The organism is Pseudonocardia kunmingensis, assembly GCF_006716445.1.
Lineage (GTDB): Bacteria > Actinomycetota > Actinomycetes > Mycobacteriales > Pseudonocardiaceae > Pseudonocardia > Pseudonocardia kunmingensis.
In genome coordinates this window covers 68,048-85,445 of record NZ_VFPA01000005.1, presented here as the reverse complement: position 1 = coordinate 85,445, position 17,398 = coordinate 68,048, and the positions used below count along the sequence as shown (strand labels likewise).

Below are 17,398 nucleotides of genomic sequence, written 5' to 3'. Positions count from 1 at the left end.
TGATCGGGCAGCATCGGGCGGTGTGAGCACCATCGACGTACGCCCGCTCGATCCCGACGACCTGCGCAGCGCGCACACCCTCTTCGGCGCCGCGTTGCACCACGCGCCCGCCGACGACGCCGCCTGGGCGCGCATCGCGTCCAGCTACAGCCCCGGTCGCACGCTGGGGGTGCACGAGGACGGCGCGCTGGTCGCGACGGCCACCTCGTTCCCGAGCGAGATGGCCGTGCCCGGCGGTGCGGTGCTGCCGTTCGCCGCGGTGACGCGGGTGGGGGTGCGGGCCGACCACACGCGGCGCGGGTTGCTGACCGCGATGATGCGCGCCCAGCTCGAGGACGTCGCCGCGCGGGGCGAGGCGTTCGCGTCGCTGCGGGCCTCCGAGGCCCGCATCTACGGGCGCTTCGGGTACGGCGTCGCGACGCGCGGCCGCGGCGTCCGGGTGCGGGCCGACGCGGCACTCGTCCGAGCGGACGCACCACGGACCGGCACCGTCCGGCTGCTCGAGCGGGCGGAGATCGCTCCCGTCCTGCGGGACGTGCACGCGCGGATCGCGCTGCGCCGCGCGGGCGGGATGACCCGCAACGACGGGTGGTGGGGCCTGCTGCTCGAACGCCGGCTGGAGGTCGACCGCGCGCACGTGCTGGCGCTCGTGCACCGCGGGCCGGACGGGGACGACGGCTTCGCGCTCGCCCGTCTCGGCGACGAGCCCGGCGCCGGGTTCGCCGAGCGCCGCCTGGACGTCGTCGACCTGCACGCCGCCGACGCCGCCGGCACCGCGGCGCTGTGGGGCTTCCTGCTGGGCACCGATCTGATCGGTTCGGTGCAGGGCGACCTGCGCCCCCTGGACGAGCCGCTGGAGCTGCTGCTGACCGACCCGCGGGCGTGCGCCGTCACCGGGCAGGGCGACGAGGTGTGGCTGCGGATCGTGGACGTGCCGACCGCACTCGCCGCCCGCGGCTACGGCACCGCGGAACCGGTGCTGCTCGCCGTGCACGACGCGCTGCGGGAGGCGAACGCGGGCGTCTACCGCATCGCGGACGGGGTCGCGGAGCGCGTCGGCCCGCTGGGCGGGCCCGTGCGCCCGGAGCTGGAGTGCGGGGTGGCCGGGCTGGCGATGGCCTACCTCGGCGACCGGCGCCCGTCCGAGCTCGTGGCCACCGGCTGGTGGACCGCGCCGGACGCCGCCGCCGTGCCCCGGGCCGACGCGGCGTTCGCGACGGCCACGTCGCCCTGGTGCGGCACGTTCTTCTGAGCGGCTCGCCGGCTACCGGGCGTTCTTGGCCAGCGCCGCGCGGAGGCGCTCGATCGAGCTGCCGATGCCCCACCGCTCGGCGAGCGCGTCGAGCCGGTCGGGGTCGACCGGCTCGACGGGCAACGCGTCGGGTCGGTCGAGCTCGACGGGCGCGTCCAGCGCCACCCGCACCACGGGCTCGACGACGGAGAGGTAGGGCGCGGCCGTGGCCAGCTTGGTGCGCACCGGCGGGCTCAGCCGGGTGTCGGTCCGGTCGGTGACGGCCGCGCGCAGCTCGTCCCACGAGCCGAACCGGCCCACGATCGTGGCCGCGGTCTTCGTGCCGACCCCGGGCACGCCGGGCAGCCCGTCGGAGGGATCGCCGCGCAGCATCGCCATCTCCGCGTAGGCCTCCCCGGCGCGCGCCACCGGGACGCCGTACTTCGCCGCCACCTCGACCGGCCCGAGGTGCTCGGCCTTGGCGAGCCCGCGCCCGACGTAGAGCAGCCGCACCGGCACGGGCTCGTCGCGCACGATCTGCATGAGGTCGCGGTCGCCGCTCACCGCGAGCACCGGGTCGGTGCGCTCGCCCGCGGCGAGGGTGCCGATCACGTCGTCGGCCTCGTAGCCCTCCGCGCCGCCGGTGGCGATCCCCGCTGCCGCCAGCACCTCGAGCAGGACCGGCACCTGCGGGGCCAGCAGGTCGGGCACCTCCTCGGGCAACCCGGCGGGCGCCACCTCCGGCTCGCCCGGCACCCGGTGCGCCTTGTACGACGGCAGCGCCTCCACGCGGAAGGCCGGCCGCCAGTCGAGGTCCAGGCAGGCCACCAGCCGGCTCGGCCGCCGGTCGGTGATCAGCCGGGCGACCATGTCGGTGAAGCCGCGCACGGCGTTGACCGGCGTGCCGTCGGGCGCGGTGATCGACTCGGGGACGCCGTAGAAGGACCGGAAGTACAGGCTGGCGGCGTCCAGCAGCATCAGCGACTGTGCGGGGCGGGTCACGCGCCCCAGCTTGCCGGAATACCCTCCCTCCCATGACACCGGCCGTTCCGACCGCGCTGTTCGCCGACCGCATCCGCCGCGCAGGCGAGGTCGCGGCAGTGCAGGGCACCGACCTGCTGCTCGTCACCCCTGGCCCGGATCTGCGCTATCTGATCGGCGCTTCCGGTGAGTCGCACGAGCGGCTCACCTGCCTGGTGCTGCCCGCCGCGGGCCACCGGGCCCCGCCCGCGCTGGTCGTGCCGCGCCTGGAGGCACCCGGTTTCGCGAGCCTGGCGCTGGACGAGCTGGGCATCGAGGTCGTCACGTGGCGCGACGAGGAGGACCCGCACCTGCTCGTCAGCGATCTGGGAGGCGGCCCCGCCCGGGTGGGGCTGGCCGACCACATGCCCGCAGCGCACGTCCTGGCCCTGCGCACCGCCTTCCCCGAGGTGGAGCAGGTGCTCGCCGGGCCGGTGCTGCGCGAGCTGCGGATGCGCAAGGACGCCGCCGAGGTGGCGGAGCTGCGCGCCGCGGGCGCGGCGATCGACCGCGTCCACGCGCGGATGGGCGAGTTCCTCAAGCCGGGGCGCACGGAGGCGCAGGTCGGCGCGGACATCGAGGCCGCAATCGTCGCCGAGGGCCACACCGGCGCGGCGTTCGTCGTGGTCGGCTCCGGGCCGAACGGCGCGAGCCCGCACCACGACCGGTCCGACCGGGTGATCGAGAGCGGCGAGGTCGTGGTGATCGACATCGGCGGGCCGCTGCCGAGCGGCTACAACTCCGACTGCACCCGGACCTACGCCGTCGGCGCCGAGCCACCCGCCGCGGTGCGCGAGGCCTACGCGGTGCTGCAGGACGCCCAGGAGCGCGCCGTGCGCACCGTCCGGCCCGGAGTCCTGGCCGAGCAGGTGGACGCCGCCGCCCGCGAGCTGATCACCTCCGCGGGGCTGGGAGAGCGGTTCCTGCACCGCACCGGCCACGGCATCGGCCTCGAGGTGCACGAGGAGCCCTACATCGTGGCCGGCAACGCGCTCGCGCTCGAGCCGGGCATGGCCTTCAGCGTGGAGCCCGGCGTGTACCTCGACGGCGAGTGGGGCGCGCGCATCGAGGACATCGTCGTGGTCACCGAGGACGGCTGCGAGCGGCTGAACACCCGCCCCCGCGACCTCGTGGTCCTCTGACCCCGGAAACAGGATCCGCATGACGAACGGCACTTTCGTCGGCTAGGTACCGACGAGAGTGCCGTTCGTCCTAGGCGGCGGGGGCCGTGGCCGGTGCCGGCTCCAGGTGGGCCCGGCCGTCGGCACCCGCCACGCACGCGGCGTCCGCGGACCCGGAGCGCACGAACTCCCCGATGCAGCGCCCCATCTGGGCGTGCGCCGCGGCGGTGGGGTGGAACGACTCCTGGGCGAGGTGGAAGCCGACGGCGTCGAGGCCGCCGTACACCAGCGCCTCGGGGTCGACGGTGATGCGCCGCTGCCACTCCTGCGCCTGCAACGGCTTGGTGCACGCCTCGTAGCCCTCGGTGGCGCGGACCATGTCCAGGAACCGCGCTCCCGTGCGCTCGGCGACGCCGCGCAGCGCGTCCGACAGCGCCGGGAACAGCTCGGTGCGGCCCCAGCCTGCGTCGGCGCGGCTGTAGGGGCACCCGGCGGCGGGCTGCAGGGGCAGCATGTGCTCGGTGACCGGCGAGGCGTAGGAGGCGAGCACCAGGGCGTAACCGTCGTCGGCGTAGCCCGCCCGCCGCATGGCCTCGCGCACGTCGTCCACGGCCGCCTCGACCTTGGTGGCCGTGGCCGCCATCCGCTCGGGCACGAGCGGGCCGATGGTCTCCCGGCACGGCGGCTCGCCGGGATCGATGAAGGCGCGGATGCAGGCGATGCCGGTGGCGGTGAGTGCGGCGTCGTCGTTGGCGCCGACCTGCACGATCACGGTGGTGACGCGGTGCGCACCGGCCACGTCGACCAGGCGCTGCGCCTGCGAGCCCTCCGTGTGGTGGGTGCCCGCGCCGAAGCCGACGTTCGCCGACTCCGCGCCCGAACAGGCCAAGTTGACCGATTCGTCGGCCAGCGCCGTGCGGTGGACGTAGGCGTGCACGGAGCGGTGGCACCAGTTGCCGTTCTCCCCGCGCGTGCCCTGCTCGTAGTCGTTCGCGCCCTCGCCGGACGCCGCGCTGTCGCCGAGCACGACCACCGCGGTGGGTGGCTGCGCCTGCGCGGTGGCGGGCGCGCCGAACAGCGCGAGGGCCGCGGTGCAGGCCGCCGTGGCGAGCAGGGCCGGCAGGGAGCGTGATCGGGACACGACCGAGACGCTATGCGGCGTGCACCGAGCTGACCAGGGGGTTCACCGACACCTGTGGATGAATCGCGATCTTCGCCCCGGGCGGAGCAGCTCACCCTCACCGTCCGCGAGTGCCGTCAGCCCTCCGGGGGTACTTCTCGGGGACATCTCAGGGGCGTCTCCGGGCGTTTCCCGAGCCCCGACGCTCCGGCGGCGCCGACACTGGAGGTCAGCGGCGAGGTGCGCCGCACCTGGAAGGAGCTGAAGGTGGCATCGACCCTGACCCGCCCGCGCCACGGCAAGGTCATCGCCGGCGTGTGCGCGGGCCTCGCAGAGCGCTTCGGCTGGAGCCCGTTCGCCGTGCGGCTCGCGTTCGTGCTGTCCTGCCTGCTGCCCGGCCCGCAGTTCGTCATTTACATCGTGCTCTGGGTGATCATGCCCAAGCGCCCGTACTGATCCAGGAGACGCGGCGGTGGCCGGACCCGCCCGGGCCGCCCCGTTACCCGGTGATCGGCGCGAGCCGCACGTCAGCGCCGTGTGCGCGGCGATCACGTGCGGCTCGGACGGATCAGGGCGGCGGGTGCCGGTGACCGGGGCCCGGGGTTCTGGCAGAATGCGCGGCGTGACGGACCGGATCTGCAGCGCGGGCGCGACCCTCTGCTGTCCGGGGTGCTGTCGCTGCTGTTGCAGCTGACCCCCGGCCCCCTCCCGTCCGGTCGCCTCCCTGCGCGGCCCGTCACGTCTGCGGACCCACATGATCAACTCCCCCGACCTCCGGGGTCGTACCGTCCTCGCCCTGCACGCCCACCCGGACGACGAGGCGATCTTCACCGGCATCACGCTGCGCCGCCTGGCCGACGCGGGCGCGCGCACCGTGCTCGTCATGGCCACCGCGGGTGAGCTGGGCGGCTCGCGGGTGCCGCTGCGCCCCGGCGAGACGACGCCCGAGCGCCGCGTGGCCGAGCTCGAGCGGGTCGCGGAGCTGCTGGGCGTCTCGCGCCTGGTCCTGCTCGGCAGGCGGGACTCCGGGCTCCCCGGCTGGCCCGCGGGCCGGCACGGGCGCGCGCTCGCCGCCGCCGACCCGCTCGAGCTCGCCCGCGAGGTCGCCGAGGTCGCCGACGACGAGGGCGCCTGCGCGCTCGTCCACGACGACGAGCACGGCATCTACGGCCACCCCGACCACCGCGCCGTGTTCCGCATCGGGGCCACCGCCGCCGAGCTGCTCGACGTCACGAGCTACCGCGTCACGGTGGACCGCGAACACCTGCACGTCTCCGCCCGCGACCGGCACCTCGTGCACGGCGCGGCCCGCTCCGCCGACGTCGCGTTCGGGCGTACCACGGCCGAGATCGGGCTGGCCGTCACCGGCACCGCCGAGCACCTCGACCGCAAGCGGGAGGCGATCCTGGCCCACGCCAGCCAGGTGTCCCCGGAGGACGTGCCGGCCGACGGGTTCGCCGCCGCCTACGGCTACGAGTGGTTCCGCCGCAGCGGCCCCCGCGGCCCGCTCGACGCGCTGGGCAACGCGCACCTGCTCGCCCCCACCCCGGCCTGACGCCGTGTCGGCGGACGCGCCCCGTCGACCGGAGCTCCGGAAGCGGGATTCGCATGACGAACGGCACTTCCGTCGGTTAGGTACCGACGAGAGTGCCGTTCGTCGGCGGGGCGCCTGCAGCGGCGGCGGCCGCGATCACGGCCGTCACACGTCCGGGTCGTAGGCTCGGCCCGTGGCCGCACCCACCACCGAGCCCGCCGCCGGTCCCAGCGCTGATCCGCCGCCCTCCGGCACGCCCGGCTCGCGCGGGCCCGTGCCCTGGTGGGCGGCCGTGCTGGCGCGCTGCGCTGGCGCGGTCGCCGGTGGGGTGCTGCTGTACCTGAGCTTCCCGCCGCGCACGCTGTGGTGGCTGGTGCTGCCGGCGTTCGCGCTGCTCGGGGTCGTGCTGCGCGGGCGGGGGGTGCGGGCGGCGTTCGGCTATGGGTTCCTGTTCGGGCTCGCGTTCCTGCTCCCGCTGCTGGCCTGGGTGTCCTCGTTGGTGCAGGCCGCGCCCTGGATCGCGCTCTCGGTGTTCGAGGCGCTGTTCATGGGGCTCGCCGCGGTCGCGATGGCATGGGTGTCGCGGCTGCCGCTCGCACCGGTCTGGGGGGCGGCGGTGTGGATCGCGGGGGAGGCGCTGCGCGGGCGCGTGCCCTTCGGCGGCCTGCCGTGGGGACGGGTCGGTTTCGGCCAGCCGGACGGGCCGCTGCTGCCGCTCGCGGCGATCGGCGGGGAGCCGCTGCTGTCGTTCGCCGCGGTACTGGCCGGGCTCGCCCTGGGCGAGCTGGTGCGCCGCGCCGTGCGGCGGCGCAGCCCGCGCCGCCTGCTCACCCCGGCGGTGATCGCGGTGCTGGCGATGGTCTCGGGCCCGCTGGCCGCGCTGGTGCCGCCGAGCGGGGGTGGTGGCCCGGAGCGCACCGCCACGATCGCGGCGGTGCAGGGCAACGTGCCCCGCTCGGGCCTGGACTTCAACGCCCAGCGCCGCGCCGTGCTGGACAACCACGTGCGCGTCACCGAGCAGTTGGCCGCGGACGTCGCCGCGGGCCGCGTGCCCGCCCCCGACCTCGTCCTCTGGCCGGAGAACTCCAGCGACATCGACCCGCTCCGCAACGCCGACGCCGCGGCGCAGATCGAGCGCGCCGCCCGGGCCGTCGGCGTGCCGATCCTCGTCGGGTCGGTGCTGCGCAACCCGGACGGGCTCACCACGAGCAACTCCGCGCTGGTGTGGGAGGCCGGTCAGGGCGTCGTGGAGCGCAACGACAAGCGCCGCGTGCAGCCCTTCGGCGAGTACATGCCCTGGCGGGAGTTCTTCGCCCTGTTCTCGCCCTACGTCGAGCGCGCCGGGTACTTCGTGCCCGGCGACGGCACCGGCGCGGTGGACATGAACGGGGTGCGGGTCGGCGTCGCGATCTGCTGGGAGGTCGCGTTCGACGACCTGGTGGCCGACAGCGTGGCGGCCGGCGCCGAGGTGCTCGCCGTGCCCAGCAACAACGCCACCTTCGGGTGGACCGAGATGACCTACCAGCAGCTGGCGATGTCGCGCATCCGTGCGGTCGAGCACGACCGACCGGTGATCGTCCCCACCACCAGCGGGGTGAGCGCGACGATCGCGCGCGACGGTACGGTCACCGCCAGTACCGCGCAGTTCACCCCGGATGTGCTGGTCGATCGGACCGTCCTGCGGGACACCACTACGCTGGCCACTCGATGGCGGTCCGCGCCCGAGTGGGCGCTGGTCGTCCTGGGAGTGCTCGCGATCGGCGCGGGGATCGTGACCAGGCGTCGCGCGGTCAGCCGCGCGGGGGAGGACGAGGATGGCTGAGCCCACGGGCCGGGTGCTGGTGGTGATCCCCACCTACGAGGAACGGGACAACCTCGGCCCGGTGGTGTCGCGGCTGCACGCAGCGGTGCCCGAGGCGGACGTCCTCGTCGTCGACGACGGGAGCCCGGACGGCACCGGTGAGCTCGCCGACGAGATGGCGGCCGCCGACCGGCGCATCCGGGTGCTGCACCGCGGCGGCAAGTCCGGGCTGGGCGCCGCCTACCTGGCGGGGTTCGCGGCGGCGCTGGAGGACGGCTACGAGGTCGTCGTCGAGATGGACGCCGACGGCTCGCACCCGCCCGAGGACCTGCCCGCCCTGCTCGCCGCGCTGGACGACGCCGACGTGGTGCTCGGCTCCCGCTACGTGCCGGGCGGCACCATCCGCAACTGGCCGGCGCGCCGGCAGCTGCTCTCCCGCGGCGCCAACCTGTACGCGCGGCTCGCCCTCGGCGTGCCGATCAAGGACATCACCGCCGGGTTCCGCGTCTTCCGCCGCCAGGTGCTCGAGGAGCTCGTCCTCGACGAGGTCGCGTCGCAGGGCTACTGCTTCCAGATCGACATGGCGTGGCGGGCGGTGCAGGCCGGGTTCCGGGTCCGCGAGGTGCCGATCACGTTCACCGAGCGCGAGCGCGGGGCGTCGAAGATGAGCAGCGCGATCGTCGCCGAGGCCTTCTGGCGCGTCGCCACCTGGGGCGCGGGCCGGCTGGTGCACCGCACGAAGCCGCGCGCGGTGCGGCCGAGCAGCGGTGCCCCCAGCAGCACTCCCAGCGGCACGACCAGCGGCGACACCGTCAGCGACGGCCCGGTCCGCGCGTGAGCGGGGCACCGCGCGAGGAGCTGACCTGGGAGCTGTTCGGCGCGGCGTCGCGCGAGCTCGCGGAGCAGGTGGCCGCCGACGGCTACCGGCCCGACATCGTCCTGTCGATCGCGCGGGGCGGGCTGTTCGTGGCCGGAGCGCTCGGCTACGCGCTGGACGTGAAGAACCTGCACGTGGCGAACGTGGAGTTCTACACGGGCGTGGACGAGCGGCTGCCGGTGCCGATCATGCTCCCGCCGGTGCCGAACGTGGTGGACCTGTCGGGGGCGCACGTCCTCGTCGCCGACGACGTGGCCGACACGGGGGCCACGCTCAAGCTGGTGCGCGACTTCTGCGCGGGCCACGTGGCCGACGTCCGCTGCGCGGTGGTGTACGAGAAGCCGCACAGCAGCGTCCGGTGCGAGTACGTGTGGCGGCGCACCGACCGGTGGATCAACTTCCCGTGGTCGACGTTGCCGCCGGTGGTCCGCCGAGCCGACCAGGTCCTCGACGCCTGAGCCCCACCGCCCGCACACGCGAAGAGCCGGGCACCCCCGAAGGGGCACCCGGCTCTCGTCGGTCTGCTGTCAGGCGATCTCGCGGCGGCGTTCGGCCAGCAGCTCGAGGCGCTCGTTGAGCAGCACCTCGAGGTCGGCGACGGAACGACGCTCCAGCAGCATGTCCCAGTGCGTACGCGGGGGCTTCGCCTTCTTCTGCTCGGGCTCTGCGCCGTCGACGAGGCGCGAGATGCTGCCGTGCAGGCGGCACTCCCAGGTCGCCGGGGCCTCGGCGTCGCCCGCGAAGGGCACCTCGAACTCGTGCCCACGCGGGCACGCGTAGCGCATCGACTGCCGCGGCGCGAGGTCGTGGTTGCGGTCCGTCTCGTAGCTGACAGCCCCGAGCCGGCTGCCACGGAGCACGCGGTCGGCCATGCGTCATCCTCCCTACCTGGGTCCGAGGGAGCCTCCCTCGGCCATCACCACCGGGTGTAACGTCTGCAGCACAGCCGTCCATTCCCGCCATTGCGAACGGCGCCGGACCGGGTGTGGTCGTCGTGCGATCACACCGGACGTTGGCCGTCCCGATGCCTGAGTGTCCCCGATACGGCGCCGCTACACACGCGGTTGTGACCTGTCAGCCAACTGTGACTTATGTCACCCCCGGTCGGGGTGGTGTTCACGGCGTCGCCGAATTTCCGTTACCGGAGGACATCTGCGGCGGCCGTACCGGCCACAACGCCAGCAGCCCGGCGGCGAGCACCACCAGGATCCCCACGATCCCGGCCCGCTGCGCGCCGAACACCGTGACCGACAGGCCGAACAGGGCGGGCGACAGGAAGGACACGGCCCGGCCGGTCGTGGCGTAGAGGCCGAACAGCTCGCCCTCGCGGCCGGGAGTGGCGAGGCGGGCGAGGAAGGTCCGCGACGACGACTGCGCGGGCCCGACGAACAGCGTGAGCAGCAGACCGAAGACCCAGAAGGCCCCCGGCCCGGACACGAACAGCAGCACGACCCCGGCCGCGATCATCCCCAGCAGCGAGGTGACGATCACCGGCTTCGGCCCGACGCGATCCTCGACCCGCCCGCCGGCCAGCGCCCCGAGCGCCGCCACCACGTTGGCGGCCACCCCGAACAGCAGCACGTCGCCTGCGCCGACGCCGTACACGCCGACGGCGAGCACCGCCCCGAACGTGAAGATCGCGGCGAGCCCGTCGCGGAACAGGGCGCTGGCGCCGAGGAAGAAGACGGTGTGCGGGGCGTTCCGGTAGAGCGTGCGCAGGTCGGCCACCAGCGCCCGGTACGACCCGGCGACGCCGAGGCGCGCGGGCCGGTCCGGGGCGGGCGCCACCTCGGGCACCGCCAGGAACAGCGGGAGGGCGAACAGCAGGAACCACGCCGCCGCGACGAGCGCCACCAGCCGGATGTGGAACCCGTCGCCCGTCGGCACGCCGAGGAACCCGGCCTGCCCGCCGTCGCCGCCCGCGATGAACCCGGTGTAGACGACCAGCAGCAGCACGATGCCGCCGAGGTAGCCCATCGCCCAGCCGAAGCCGGAGATCCGCCCGATCGTGCCCGGAGTCGCGACCTGGGACAGCATCGCGTTGTAGGACACCGACGCGAGCTCGAACACGATCGAGCCGACGCCCAGCAGCACCAGGCCGAGCCACAGGTACCCGGCGTCGTCGCGGACGGCGAACAACCCCGCCATCGTGACGATCGTCAGCCCGGTCCAGACGCCGGTGGCGAGCTTGCGCCGGCCCGCGGCGTCGGCCCGGCGTCCGAGCACGGGTGCCAGCAGCGCGATCAGCAGCCCGGCCGCGCCGATCGCGTAGCCCAGAGCGGCGCTCGCCTCCGGCCGGCCGTCGCCGACCGCGTCGGTGAGGTAGACGGAGAAGACGAAGGTCAGGATCACCGCGTTGTAAGCGGCGGAGCCCCAGTCCCACAGCGCCCACGCCACGACCCTGCCGCGGTCGACGGGCGGGGACTGCACGGCGGGCGGCACGAGCGGAGGTTAGGCCATGCGGCGGGGTCAGGACCCCTGCCACGCGCCGCGGGCGTGGAGCACCTCGCGCAGCACGTCGGGGCGATCGGACAGCAGCCCGTCGGCACCGAGGTCGAGCAGCGCGGTCATCTCCGGCTCCGTGTCCACCGTCCACACGTGGACCTCCCGCCCGCCGGCGTGGACCGCGCGCAGGAGGGCCGCGTCGACCACCGGGATCCCGGCGAACCGGCGGGGGAGCTGCGCGAGGTCACCCGGCGCGGGCGGGGCCGGCAGGTGGCGCAACGGTCCGGGCAGCGCGTCGAGCCAGGCCCGCGTGCGCAGGCCGACGGCGGCGCCCTGCCCCATCGACGTGCACAGCCGCGCCCCCGCGGCCTCGCGGGCCCGGCGCAGCCAGCCGTCGTGGTAGCTGCCCAGGCAGACGCGGTGCCAGCTGTCGGTGCGTTCCAGCACCGCGAGCACCGGCGCGACCGCGGCGCCGGACTTCAGCTCCACGGTGATCCGGGTGTCCGGCAGCTCGGTGAGGACCTGCTCGAGCAGCGGCAGGGGCTCCCGGCCCCGGACCCGCACATTCGCCAGGGAGGCCGCGGAGCGCAGGCGGATCGGGCCGTGGCCGTCGGTGGTGCGCTCCAGGATCGGGTCGTGGTGCACGACGGCGACGCCGTCCGCGGTGGCGTGCACGTCCATCTCGAGGTAGCCGAACCCCTCGTCCACGGCGCGGCGGAACGCCGCGAGCGTGTTCTCGCAGCCCGCGAGCTCCCCGATGTGCCAGCCGCGGTGGGCGTAGGCGCGCGGGTAGGGGCCGTCGAGGTAGGGGTGGTGCGGCACCGGGGCAGCCTCGCAGGCGGGGGCGGTCAGGCGCGACGCGGGAGGCGTTGCGGTTGGGTGAACAGCGGCGCGAGCAGGTCGCCGTGCTCGGCGAGGCGGGCCGGCAGGTCGCTCGCGGTGAACACCAGGTCGTCCGGGCGCCGGCAGGCCCGCACCTCGTCCCACGTGATCGGGGTGGCGACGGTGGGGCGGGCGCGCCCGCGCAGGGAGTAGCTCGCGATCGTGGTCTTGTGCGGGTTGTTCTGGCTCCAGTCCACGAACACCTTGCCGCGCCGGCGCGCCTTGGCCATCACCGCGGTGACCCGTCCCGGGGTCTCGCTGGCGAGCTCCTCGGCCAGCGCCTTCGCGAACTCCGAGGTCCGCTCGGCCCGCGAGACCGTCACGGGGAGGTAGAGCTGCATCCCCTTCCCGCCGCTGGTGCGCGGGTAGGCGCGCAGACCGTCCTCGGCGAGCCGCTCGGCGATGCGTTCGGCCACGCGCGCGCAGTCGACCACCGTGGTGCCCTCTCCCGGGTCGAGGTCGAACACCACCAGGTCGGGCAGCTGCTGCCCGCCGCGCGGACCGACCCGCCACTGCGGCACGTGCAGCTCCAGCGCGGCCAGGTTCGCCGCCCAGGCGAGCCCCTCGGCGTCGTCGATCAACGGGAAGTCCGCCTTCTCCGACCGCCCGCCCGGCGTGCCGACCCGCGCGGTGCGGATCCAGCGCGGGGCGTGGCGGGAGACGTTCTTCTCGAAGAAGGACGAGCGTTCCACGCCGTCGGGCCACCGCACGAGCGTGACGGGCCGGTCGCGCAGGTGCGGCAGCATCACCTCGGCGACGGCCAGGTAGTGCTCCAGCACGTCGGCCTTCGTGGTGCCGGTGAGGGGGTAGAGGACCTTGCCCGGGTTGCTGAGGGTGGCCCGGCCGACCCCGCTCACCGCGTCGCGCCGCGGGCGGGGCGCGGGCGGAGGGGTGGCCGCTGCCGTGTCCACCTGCACCCACCGCGCGCTGCGCCTGCCCGGTTCGTAGGGCGACTCCGGGTCCTTCGCGACGACGTGGGGGAGGCCCTGCTGCTCGGCGGCGGCGAGCACCTCGGCGCCCGCACCCGGGAACACGGGCGCGAGCCGCCAGCGGGGGCCGTCCAGGGGCAGGCCCTCCAGCAGCGCCCGCCGCTCGCGGAACGGCAGCGCGCAGGCGTCGCGGCCGTCGAGGTGCAGCAGGTCGCCGATCCACAGCTGCGGGCCCTCCGGCGGGCCGGTCAGCTCCCCGTCGAGGAGCACCTGCGTGGCGCCCAGCGACGGGCCCAGCTCGCGCAGCCCGGGGGCGGCGACCTCGTCTCCGTCGGCGTCGGTGAGGCCGGCGCGCCCGCCCTCGACCCGCACGATCACCCGGCGTCCGCCGAACCCGACCTGCGGCCACCAGTCGCCCTCGACCGGGAACGCGCCCGGCGTGGCCCGCATCGGCAGGGCCTCGTGCGGGAGCGGCTCGCGGCCGGCGTCGCGGTCCGAGCGGCGCAGCAGCCAGCCGTCCTTCCCGCTGCCTCCCCGGTCGGTGCGGATGAACACGAACCGCCCGGACGCCCGCTCGCCGCGCAGCCGGACGATCACCTCCCGGGGGTTCCACTTCTCCGTCTCGTAGGTGCCGGTGTCCCAGATCGTCATCGCGCCGCCGCCGTACTCGCCGGCCGGGATCTCCCCCGAGAACTCCAGGTACTCGATCGGATGGTCCTCGGTGCGCACGGCCAGCCGGATCGTGTCCGGGTCGGTCGGCAGCCCCTTCGGCACCGCCCACGAGGCCAGCACCCCGTCGCGCTCGAGCCGGACGTCCCAGTGCAGCCGCCGGGCGTGGTGCTCCTGGATCACGAAACGGCGGCCGGGGCCCTCCGGCGCCACCGGATCGACCTCGGGCACCGGTTCCGGCGTGCGCCGCGCGTCGCGCTTGCGGCGGTACTCGTCGAGCGGCACGGGCTCAGGCTAGTTCTTGCGTCCACCCGGCCCCGATGTGAACATAGGCTTGCCTTGCCGAAGTGGAGGAGAGCCTGTGTACGTGTGCATCTGCCACGCGGTGCCGGACACCGAGGTCCGGTCCTGCATCGCGCGCGGTGCCCGCACCGTGGAGGAGGTCGGTGACGCATGTGGCGCGGGCACCGGGTGCGGCTCGTGCCACGACCACATCGACGTCCTCCTCGCCGCCGCCCAGGCCCCGTCGCTGATCGCGGAGCTGCCCTCCACTGCCTGAATCACCGCTGAGGTTCGCCTGACCTGCGCAAAGGCGACACTGGCTCCGCCGGCCCGTGCGTGCGCCGCTAGCGTTGCGGCTCCCTGCAGGGCCGACGAAGCGAGGACACCGTGCGTGGCGACACCGAGATCATCGCACTGCTCAACGATCAACTGACCAGCGAGCTCACGGCCGTCAACCAGTACTTCCTGCATGCCAAGATGCAGCAGAACTGGGGCCTGACCAAGCTCGCCGCCTACACGCGGGCGGAGTCCCTCGACGAGATGCGCCACGCCGAGCGGATCACCGACCGCATCCTGTTCCTCGAGGGCCTGCCGAACTACCAGCGCCTCTTCTCCCTGCGGATCGGCCAGACCGTGCGCGAACAGCTGGAGTCCGACCTCGCGATCGAGGTCGAGGTCGTCGACCGGCTGCGGCCGGGCATCACGATGTGCCGGGACAAGGGCGACCACACGACGGCCACCCTGTTCGAGGACATCCTCGCCGACGAGGAGCACCACATCGACTACATCCAGACGAACCTGGAGCTCATCGACAAGCTCGGCGAGCAGCTCTACCTCGCGCAGCTGGTGGACCAGCCACCGACCGCGGGCTGACCCGGCCCGCCACCTCGCGCACAGCGAGATCCCCGGCCCCACCCGATTGCTATGGTCCTCTCGATCTCAGGTTAGGCAAACCTTTCTCGGAGGATCACGTGGTCGGACGGACGTCCGTCGTGGCAGGTGCGGTGCTCGTCGCGCTCGCCACCCTGGCCGGGTGCGCGAACGCGCCCACCGACGCGCATACGGGGTCCTCCGGGCCGCAGGAGCTCGAGCCCGCGGCAGTCGCTCCGCCCGGGCCCACGGCGATCCCCACGGGCATGGGCGCCGCCGAGCCCGACGGCACCTTCCCCCGCACGGTCACGCACTTCGGTGGCACCACGACCGTCCCGGCGCCGCCGCAGCGGGTCGTCGTGATCGCGACCGGCCAGACCGACGCGATCCTCACCCTCGACGTCGTGCCGGTGGGGGTCGCGCACGGCGACGACGCCGACCTCGTGCCCCGGTACGTGCAGGAGGCGTTCCCCCAGTACGCCGAGCAGCTGGCGGCGGTGGCGTCGGTCGGCTCGCGCCAGAGCCCGAACCTCGAGGCGATCGCGGCGCTGCGACCCGACCTCGTGCTCGCGAACGCGGCGGCGTCGCAGGACCTCTACCCGGTGCTCGCCGAGATCGCGCCCACCGTGCTGGTGCAGGGCACCGGGGTGAACTGGAAGCAGGACTTCCTGCTGCTGGCCGACAGCCTCGGGATGCAGGAGCGCGCCCAGGACTTCCTCGACGGTTTCGCCGCGGACGCCGCGGCGCTCGGGGCGGCCGCGGGGGAGGAGACCGTCTCGTTCGTCCGCGTCACCGCCGACCGCACCCGGGTGTTCGGCGTCGCCTCGTTCACCGGGTTCGTCGCCTGGGACGCCGGCCTCGTCCGGCCCGAGCCCCAGCGCTTCGACGCGACGTCGCGCGACCTCTCACCCGAGGAGCTGGCGCTCGCCGGCGGCGACCGGATCTTCTACTCCGTGCAGGGCGCGACCACCGAGGAGCAGGCCGCGGCGTCGGCCACGGTGGGGAACCCGCTCTGGCAGACGCTCCCGGCCGTGCGCGACGGCCGGGCCGTGCTCGTCGACGACGACCCGTGGTACCTCAACGCGGGCCCGACCGCCGCCCGGCTGGTCCTCGGCGACCTCGAGGCCACACTCCTCACGGGAGAGAGCTGAGGCGAGGGCCCGGTCCGCCGTGCGGTCGCCGCGGATCGAAGATACGTTCGAGCCATGAGCGAAGACCGGACCGCACCGCGCCCCGACACGGACGCCGCGGACGCCACCGGGCCCGCGGCGAAGGACCCCGACGACTGGAGCACCGGCGACGAGCCGATGACCGGCCCGCAGCGGTCGTACCTGCACACGCTGGCCCAGCAGGCAGGGCAGGAACCACCGCCGGACTCCCTGTCCAAGGCCGAGGCGTCGCGGCGCATCGACGAGCTGCAGGAGCGCACCGGCCGCGGCGGCTGACCCGCCGGGGGGAGGCCGCGCTCTCGGGGCACATGGCACGATCTGCACGTGACCAGCACGCCCACCGCGGCGCAGCACCTGCGCGACCTCGCGCGGCTGCGTCGCGTCCGCGACCGGATCGACCGGGAGTACGCCCAGCCGCTGAACGTCGAGGCGCTCGCGCGCGGCGCGCACATGTCCGCCGGGCACCTGAGCCGTGAGTTCCGGCGCGCCTACGGCGAGTCGCCGTACTCCTACCTGATGACGCGGCGCATCGAGCGCGCGATGACGCTGCTGCGCCGGGGCGACCTCAGCGTCACCGAGGTCTGCTTCGCCGTCGGCTGCTCGTCGCTGGGCACCTTCAGCACGCGCTTCACCGAGCTGGTCGGCGTGCCGCCCAGCGTCTACCGGCGCGAGGTGTCGGACGCGATCGCCGGGATGGCGCCGTGCGTGGCCAAGAAGGTGACCAGACCGGTCAGGAATCGAGAAGCACCGGCTCCCGCGCCGCACCTAGCGTGAGCGCCATGGACCTCACCATTCACCAGGCCTTCCTCCCGCACGACGACCACGAGGCCTCGCTGGCCTTCTACCGCGACACGCTCGGGTTCGAGGTGCGGGGTGACGTCGAGTACGGCGGCGTGCACTGGCTCACGGTCGGCCCTCCCGGCCAGCCCGACACGTCCATCGTCCTCACCCCGCCGGCCGCCGACCCCGGCATCACCGAGGACGAGCGCCGCACCGTCGCCGAGATGATGGCCAAGGGCACCTACGCCGGGATCAACCTGGCCAGCAAGGACCTCGACGCCACCTTCGAGCGGTTGCAGGCCGGTGACGCCGAGGTCGTCCAGGAGCCGACCGACCAGCCGTGGGGCGTCCGCGACTGCGCCTTCCGCGACCCCGCCGGCAACATGATCCGCATCTTCGAGGTGCGGTGACCCGATGAGCAGGCGCATCCGCCAGTTCCACCGCTGGGTGTCCATGGCGTTCACCCTGACCGTGGTCGTCTGCTTCGTGACCCTGACCGGGGTCCTGCCCTTCTGGGTGTTCTACCTGCCGCTGCTCCCGCTGACCCTGCTGATGGCCAGCGGCCTGTACCTCTTCGCGCTGCCCTACACCGCCAGGTCGCGCAGCGGGCAGCGTGCTGCGACCGAGGTATGACGAGCGACCGGCGATCCCCGCACGAGATGGAGACT

Annotated in this window: 20 protein-coding genes; 14 read left to right on the top strand and 6 right to left on the bottom strand. The window is 74.5% G+C overall.

Features of this window, described 5'->3' with window-relative positions:
- Nucleotides 1–22: 22 nt before the first annotated feature.
- The gene (locus FB558_RS33955) at nucleotides 23–1,252 is read left to right on the top strand and encodes a GNAT family N-acetyltransferase (RefSeq protein ID WP_142060799.1); all 1,230 of its coding nucleotides are present in this window, start codon (nucleotides 23–25) and stop codon (nucleotides 1,250–1,252) included.
- 12 nt (nucleotides 1,253–1,264) lie between these two features.
- On the opposite strand, the gene FB558_RS33950 is transcribed toward FB558_RS33955, so the two are convergent.
- A complete protein-coding gene (locus tag FB558_RS33950) occupies nucleotides 1,265–2,209 on the bottom strand; it encodes a 5'-3' exonuclease (protein WP_142061848.1) in 945 nt (314 codons plus the stop codon).
- 56 nt (nucleotides 2,210–2,265) lie between these two features.
- On the opposite strand from FB558_RS33950, the gene FB558_RS33945 reads away from it, so the two are divergent.
- Entirely contained in the window at nucleotides 2,266–3,393 is a 1,128-nt protein-coding gene (locus FB558_RS33945; protein WP_142060797.1) for a M24 family metallopeptidase, read from the top strand.
- A gap of 70 nt (nucleotides 3,394–3,463) precedes the next feature.
- Here FB558_RS33945 and FB558_RS33940 read toward each other — a convergent pair whose 3' ends face one another.
- On the bottom strand, nucleotides 3,464–4,513 hold the full coding sequence (locus FB558_RS33940) for a GDSL-type esterase/lipase family protein (RefSeq protein ID WP_246106959.1): 1,050 nt from the start codon (nucleotides 4,511–4,513) through the stop codon (nucleotides 3,464–3,466).
- Between the two features lie 246 nt (nucleotides 4,514–4,759).
- Here FB558_RS33940 and FB558_RS33935 point away from each other — a divergent pair, with 246 nt between their 5' ends.
- The 5 genes from FB558_RS33935 to FB558_RS33915 all read left to right on the top strand — a co-directional run bounded on the left by FB558_RS33935 (nucleotide 4,760) and on the right by FB558_RS33915 (nucleotide 9,162).
- Nucleotides 4,760–4,948, top strand: coding sequence for a PspC domain-containing protein (locus tag FB558_RS33935; RefSeq protein WP_142060795.1), 189 nt, complete (start codon nucleotides 4,760–4,762; stop codon nucleotides 4,946–4,948).
- Nucleotides 4,949–5,246: 298 nt separating this feature from the next.
- On the top strand, nucleotides 5,247–6,047 hold the full coding sequence (locus FB558_RS33930) for a PIG-L deacetylase family protein (RefSeq protein ID WP_142060793.1): 801 nt from the start codon (nucleotides 5,247–5,249) through the stop codon (nucleotides 6,045–6,047).
- A gap of 172 nt (nucleotides 6,048–6,219) precedes the next feature.
- On the top strand, nucleotides 6,220–7,848 hold the full coding sequence (gene lnt / locus FB558_RS33925; RefSeq protein ID WP_142060791.1) for an apolipoprotein N-acyltransferase: 1,629 nt from the start codon (nucleotides 6,220–6,222) through the stop codon (nucleotides 7,846–7,848).
- Entirely contained in the window at nucleotides 7,841–8,665 is an 825-nt protein-coding gene (locus tag FB558_RS33920) for a polyprenol monophosphomannose synthase (protein WP_142060788.1), read from the top strand. The genes lnt and FB558_RS33920 overlap by 8 nt, the downstream gene beginning before the upstream one ends.
- Nucleotides 8,662–9,162 (top strand): phosphoribosyltransferase, encoded by a 501-nt coding sequence (locus FB558_RS33915; protein ID WP_142060786.1) that lies wholly within the window; start codon nucleotides 8,662–8,664, stop codon nucleotides 9,160–9,162. The genes FB558_RS33920 and FB558_RS33915 overlap by 4 nt, the downstream gene beginning before the upstream one ends.
- 69 nt (nucleotides 9,163–9,231) lie before the next feature.
- Here FB558_RS33915 and FB558_RS33910 read toward each other — a convergent pair whose 3' ends face one another.
- The 4 genes from FB558_RS33910 to ligD form a co-directional block, all read right to left on the bottom strand.
- Nucleotides 9,232–9,576: an RNA polymerase-binding protein RbpA gene (locus tag FB558_RS33910; RefSeq protein WP_142060784.1), complete on the bottom strand. Its 345-nt coding sequence runs from the start codon at nucleotides 9,574–9,576 to the stop codon at nucleotides 9,232–9,234.
- A gap of 244 nt (nucleotides 9,577–9,820) precedes the next feature.
- Complete coding sequence (locus FB558_RS33905) at nucleotides 9,821–11,146, bottom strand: MFS transporter (protein ID WP_142060782.1); 1,326 nt, start codon at nucleotides 11,144–11,146, stop codon at nucleotides 9,821–9,823.
- Nucleotides 11,147–11,173: 27 nt separating this feature from the next.
- A complete protein-coding gene (locus FB558_RS33900; protein WP_142060781.1) occupies nucleotides 11,174–11,971 on the bottom strand; it encodes a glycerophosphodiester phosphodiesterase family protein in 798 nt (265 codons plus the stop codon).
- A 26-nt stretch (nucleotides 11,972–11,997) separates the two neighbouring features.
- Nucleotides 11,998–13,914: a non-homologous end-joining DNA ligase gene (gene ligD, locus FB558_RS45585; RefSeq protein ID WP_342787624.1), complete on the bottom strand. Its 1,917-nt coding sequence runs from the start codon at nucleotides 13,912–13,914 to the stop codon at nucleotides 11,998–12,000.
- 76 nt (nucleotides 13,915–13,990) lie between these two features.
- On the opposite strand from ligD, the gene FB558_RS33885 reads away from it, so the two are divergent.
- The 7 genes from FB558_RS33885 (at nucleotide 13,991) to FB558_RS33855 (ending at nucleotide 17,363) form a co-directional block, all read left to right on the top strand.
- Nucleotides 13,991–14,188, top strand: coding sequence for a (2Fe-2S)-binding protein (locus FB558_RS33885; protein WP_142060779.1), 198 nt, complete (start codon nucleotides 13,991–13,993; stop codon nucleotides 14,186–14,188).
- 110 nt (nucleotides 14,189–14,298) lie between these two features.
- Nucleotides 14,299–14,784 carry a bacterioferritin gene (gene bfr / locus FB558_RS33880; protein ID WP_142060777.1) on the top strand — a complete coding sequence of 162 codons (486 nt, stop codon included), beginning with the start codon at nucleotides 14,299–14,301 and terminating at the stop codon, nucleotides 14,782–14,784.
- Nucleotides 14,785–14,882: 98 nt separating this feature from the next.
- Nucleotides 14,883–15,932, top strand: a complete 1,050-nt coding sequence (locus FB558_RS33875) for an ABC transporter substrate-binding protein (protein ID WP_211367039.1) — start codon at nucleotides 14,883–14,885, stop codon at nucleotides 15,930–15,932.
- A 54-nt stretch (nucleotides 15,933–15,986) separates the two neighbouring features.
- Nucleotides 15,987–16,226: a DUF3072 domain-containing protein gene (locus FB558_RS33870; RefSeq protein ID WP_142060775.1), complete on the top strand. Its 240-nt coding sequence runs from the start codon at nucleotides 15,987–15,989 to the stop codon at nucleotides 16,224–16,226.
- Nucleotides 16,227–16,274: 48 nt separating this feature from the next.
- A complete protein-coding gene (locus FB558_RS33865) occupies nucleotides 16,275–16,724 on the top strand; it encodes a helix-turn-helix transcriptional regulator (RefSeq protein WP_142060773.1) in 450 nt (149 codons plus the stop codon).
- A 5-nt stretch (nucleotides 16,725–16,729) separates the two neighbouring features.
- Nucleotides 16,730–17,140: a VOC family protein gene (locus FB558_RS33860; protein WP_170231681.1), complete on the top strand. Its 411-nt coding sequence runs from the start codon at nucleotides 16,730–16,732 to the stop codon at nucleotides 17,138–17,140.
- Between the two features lie 4 nt (nucleotides 17,141–17,144).
- A complete protein-coding gene (locus FB558_RS33855) occupies nucleotides 17,145–17,363 on the top strand; it encodes a hypothetical protein (RefSeq protein ID WP_142060769.1) in 219 nt (72 codons plus the stop codon).
- The last annotated feature ends 35 nt before the right edge of the window (nucleotides 17,364–17,398 follow it).

Excerpts from the sequence above, each read along its gene's own strand:
- FB558_RS33950 (WP_142061848.1), bottom strand. The coding sequence starts at position 2,209 with ATGCTGCTGGACGCCGCCAGCCTGTACTTCCGGTCCTTCTACGGCGTC.
- FB558_RS33945 (WP_142060797.1), top strand. The coding sequence starts at position 2,266 with ATGACACCGGCCGTTCCGACCGCGCTGTTCGCCGACCGCATCCGCCGC.
- FB558_RS33930 (WP_142060793.1), top strand. The coding sequence starts at position 5,247 with ATGATCAACTCCCCCGACCTCCGGGGTCGTACCGTCCTCGCCCTGCAC.
- FB558_RS33920 (WP_142060788.1), top strand. The coding sequence starts at position 7,841 with ATGGCTGAGCCCACGGGCCGGGTGCTGGTGGTGATCCCCACCTACGAG.
- FB558_RS33910 (WP_142060784.1), bottom strand. The coding sequence starts at position 9,576 with ATGGCCGACCGCGTGCTCCGTGGCAGCCGGCTCGGGGCTGTCAGCTAC.
- FB558_RS33870 (WP_142060775.1), top strand. The coding sequence starts at position 15,987 with ATGAGCGAAGACCGGACCGCACCGCGCCCCGACACGGACGCCGCGGAC.
- FB558_RS33860 (WP_170231681.1), top strand. The coding sequence starts at position 16,730 with ATGGACCTCACCATTCACCAGGCCTTCCTCCCGCACGACGACCACGAG.
- FB558_RS33855 (WP_142060769.1), top strand. The coding sequence starts at position 17,145 with ATGAGCAGGCGCATCCGCCAGTTCCACCGCTGGGTGTCCATGGCGTTC.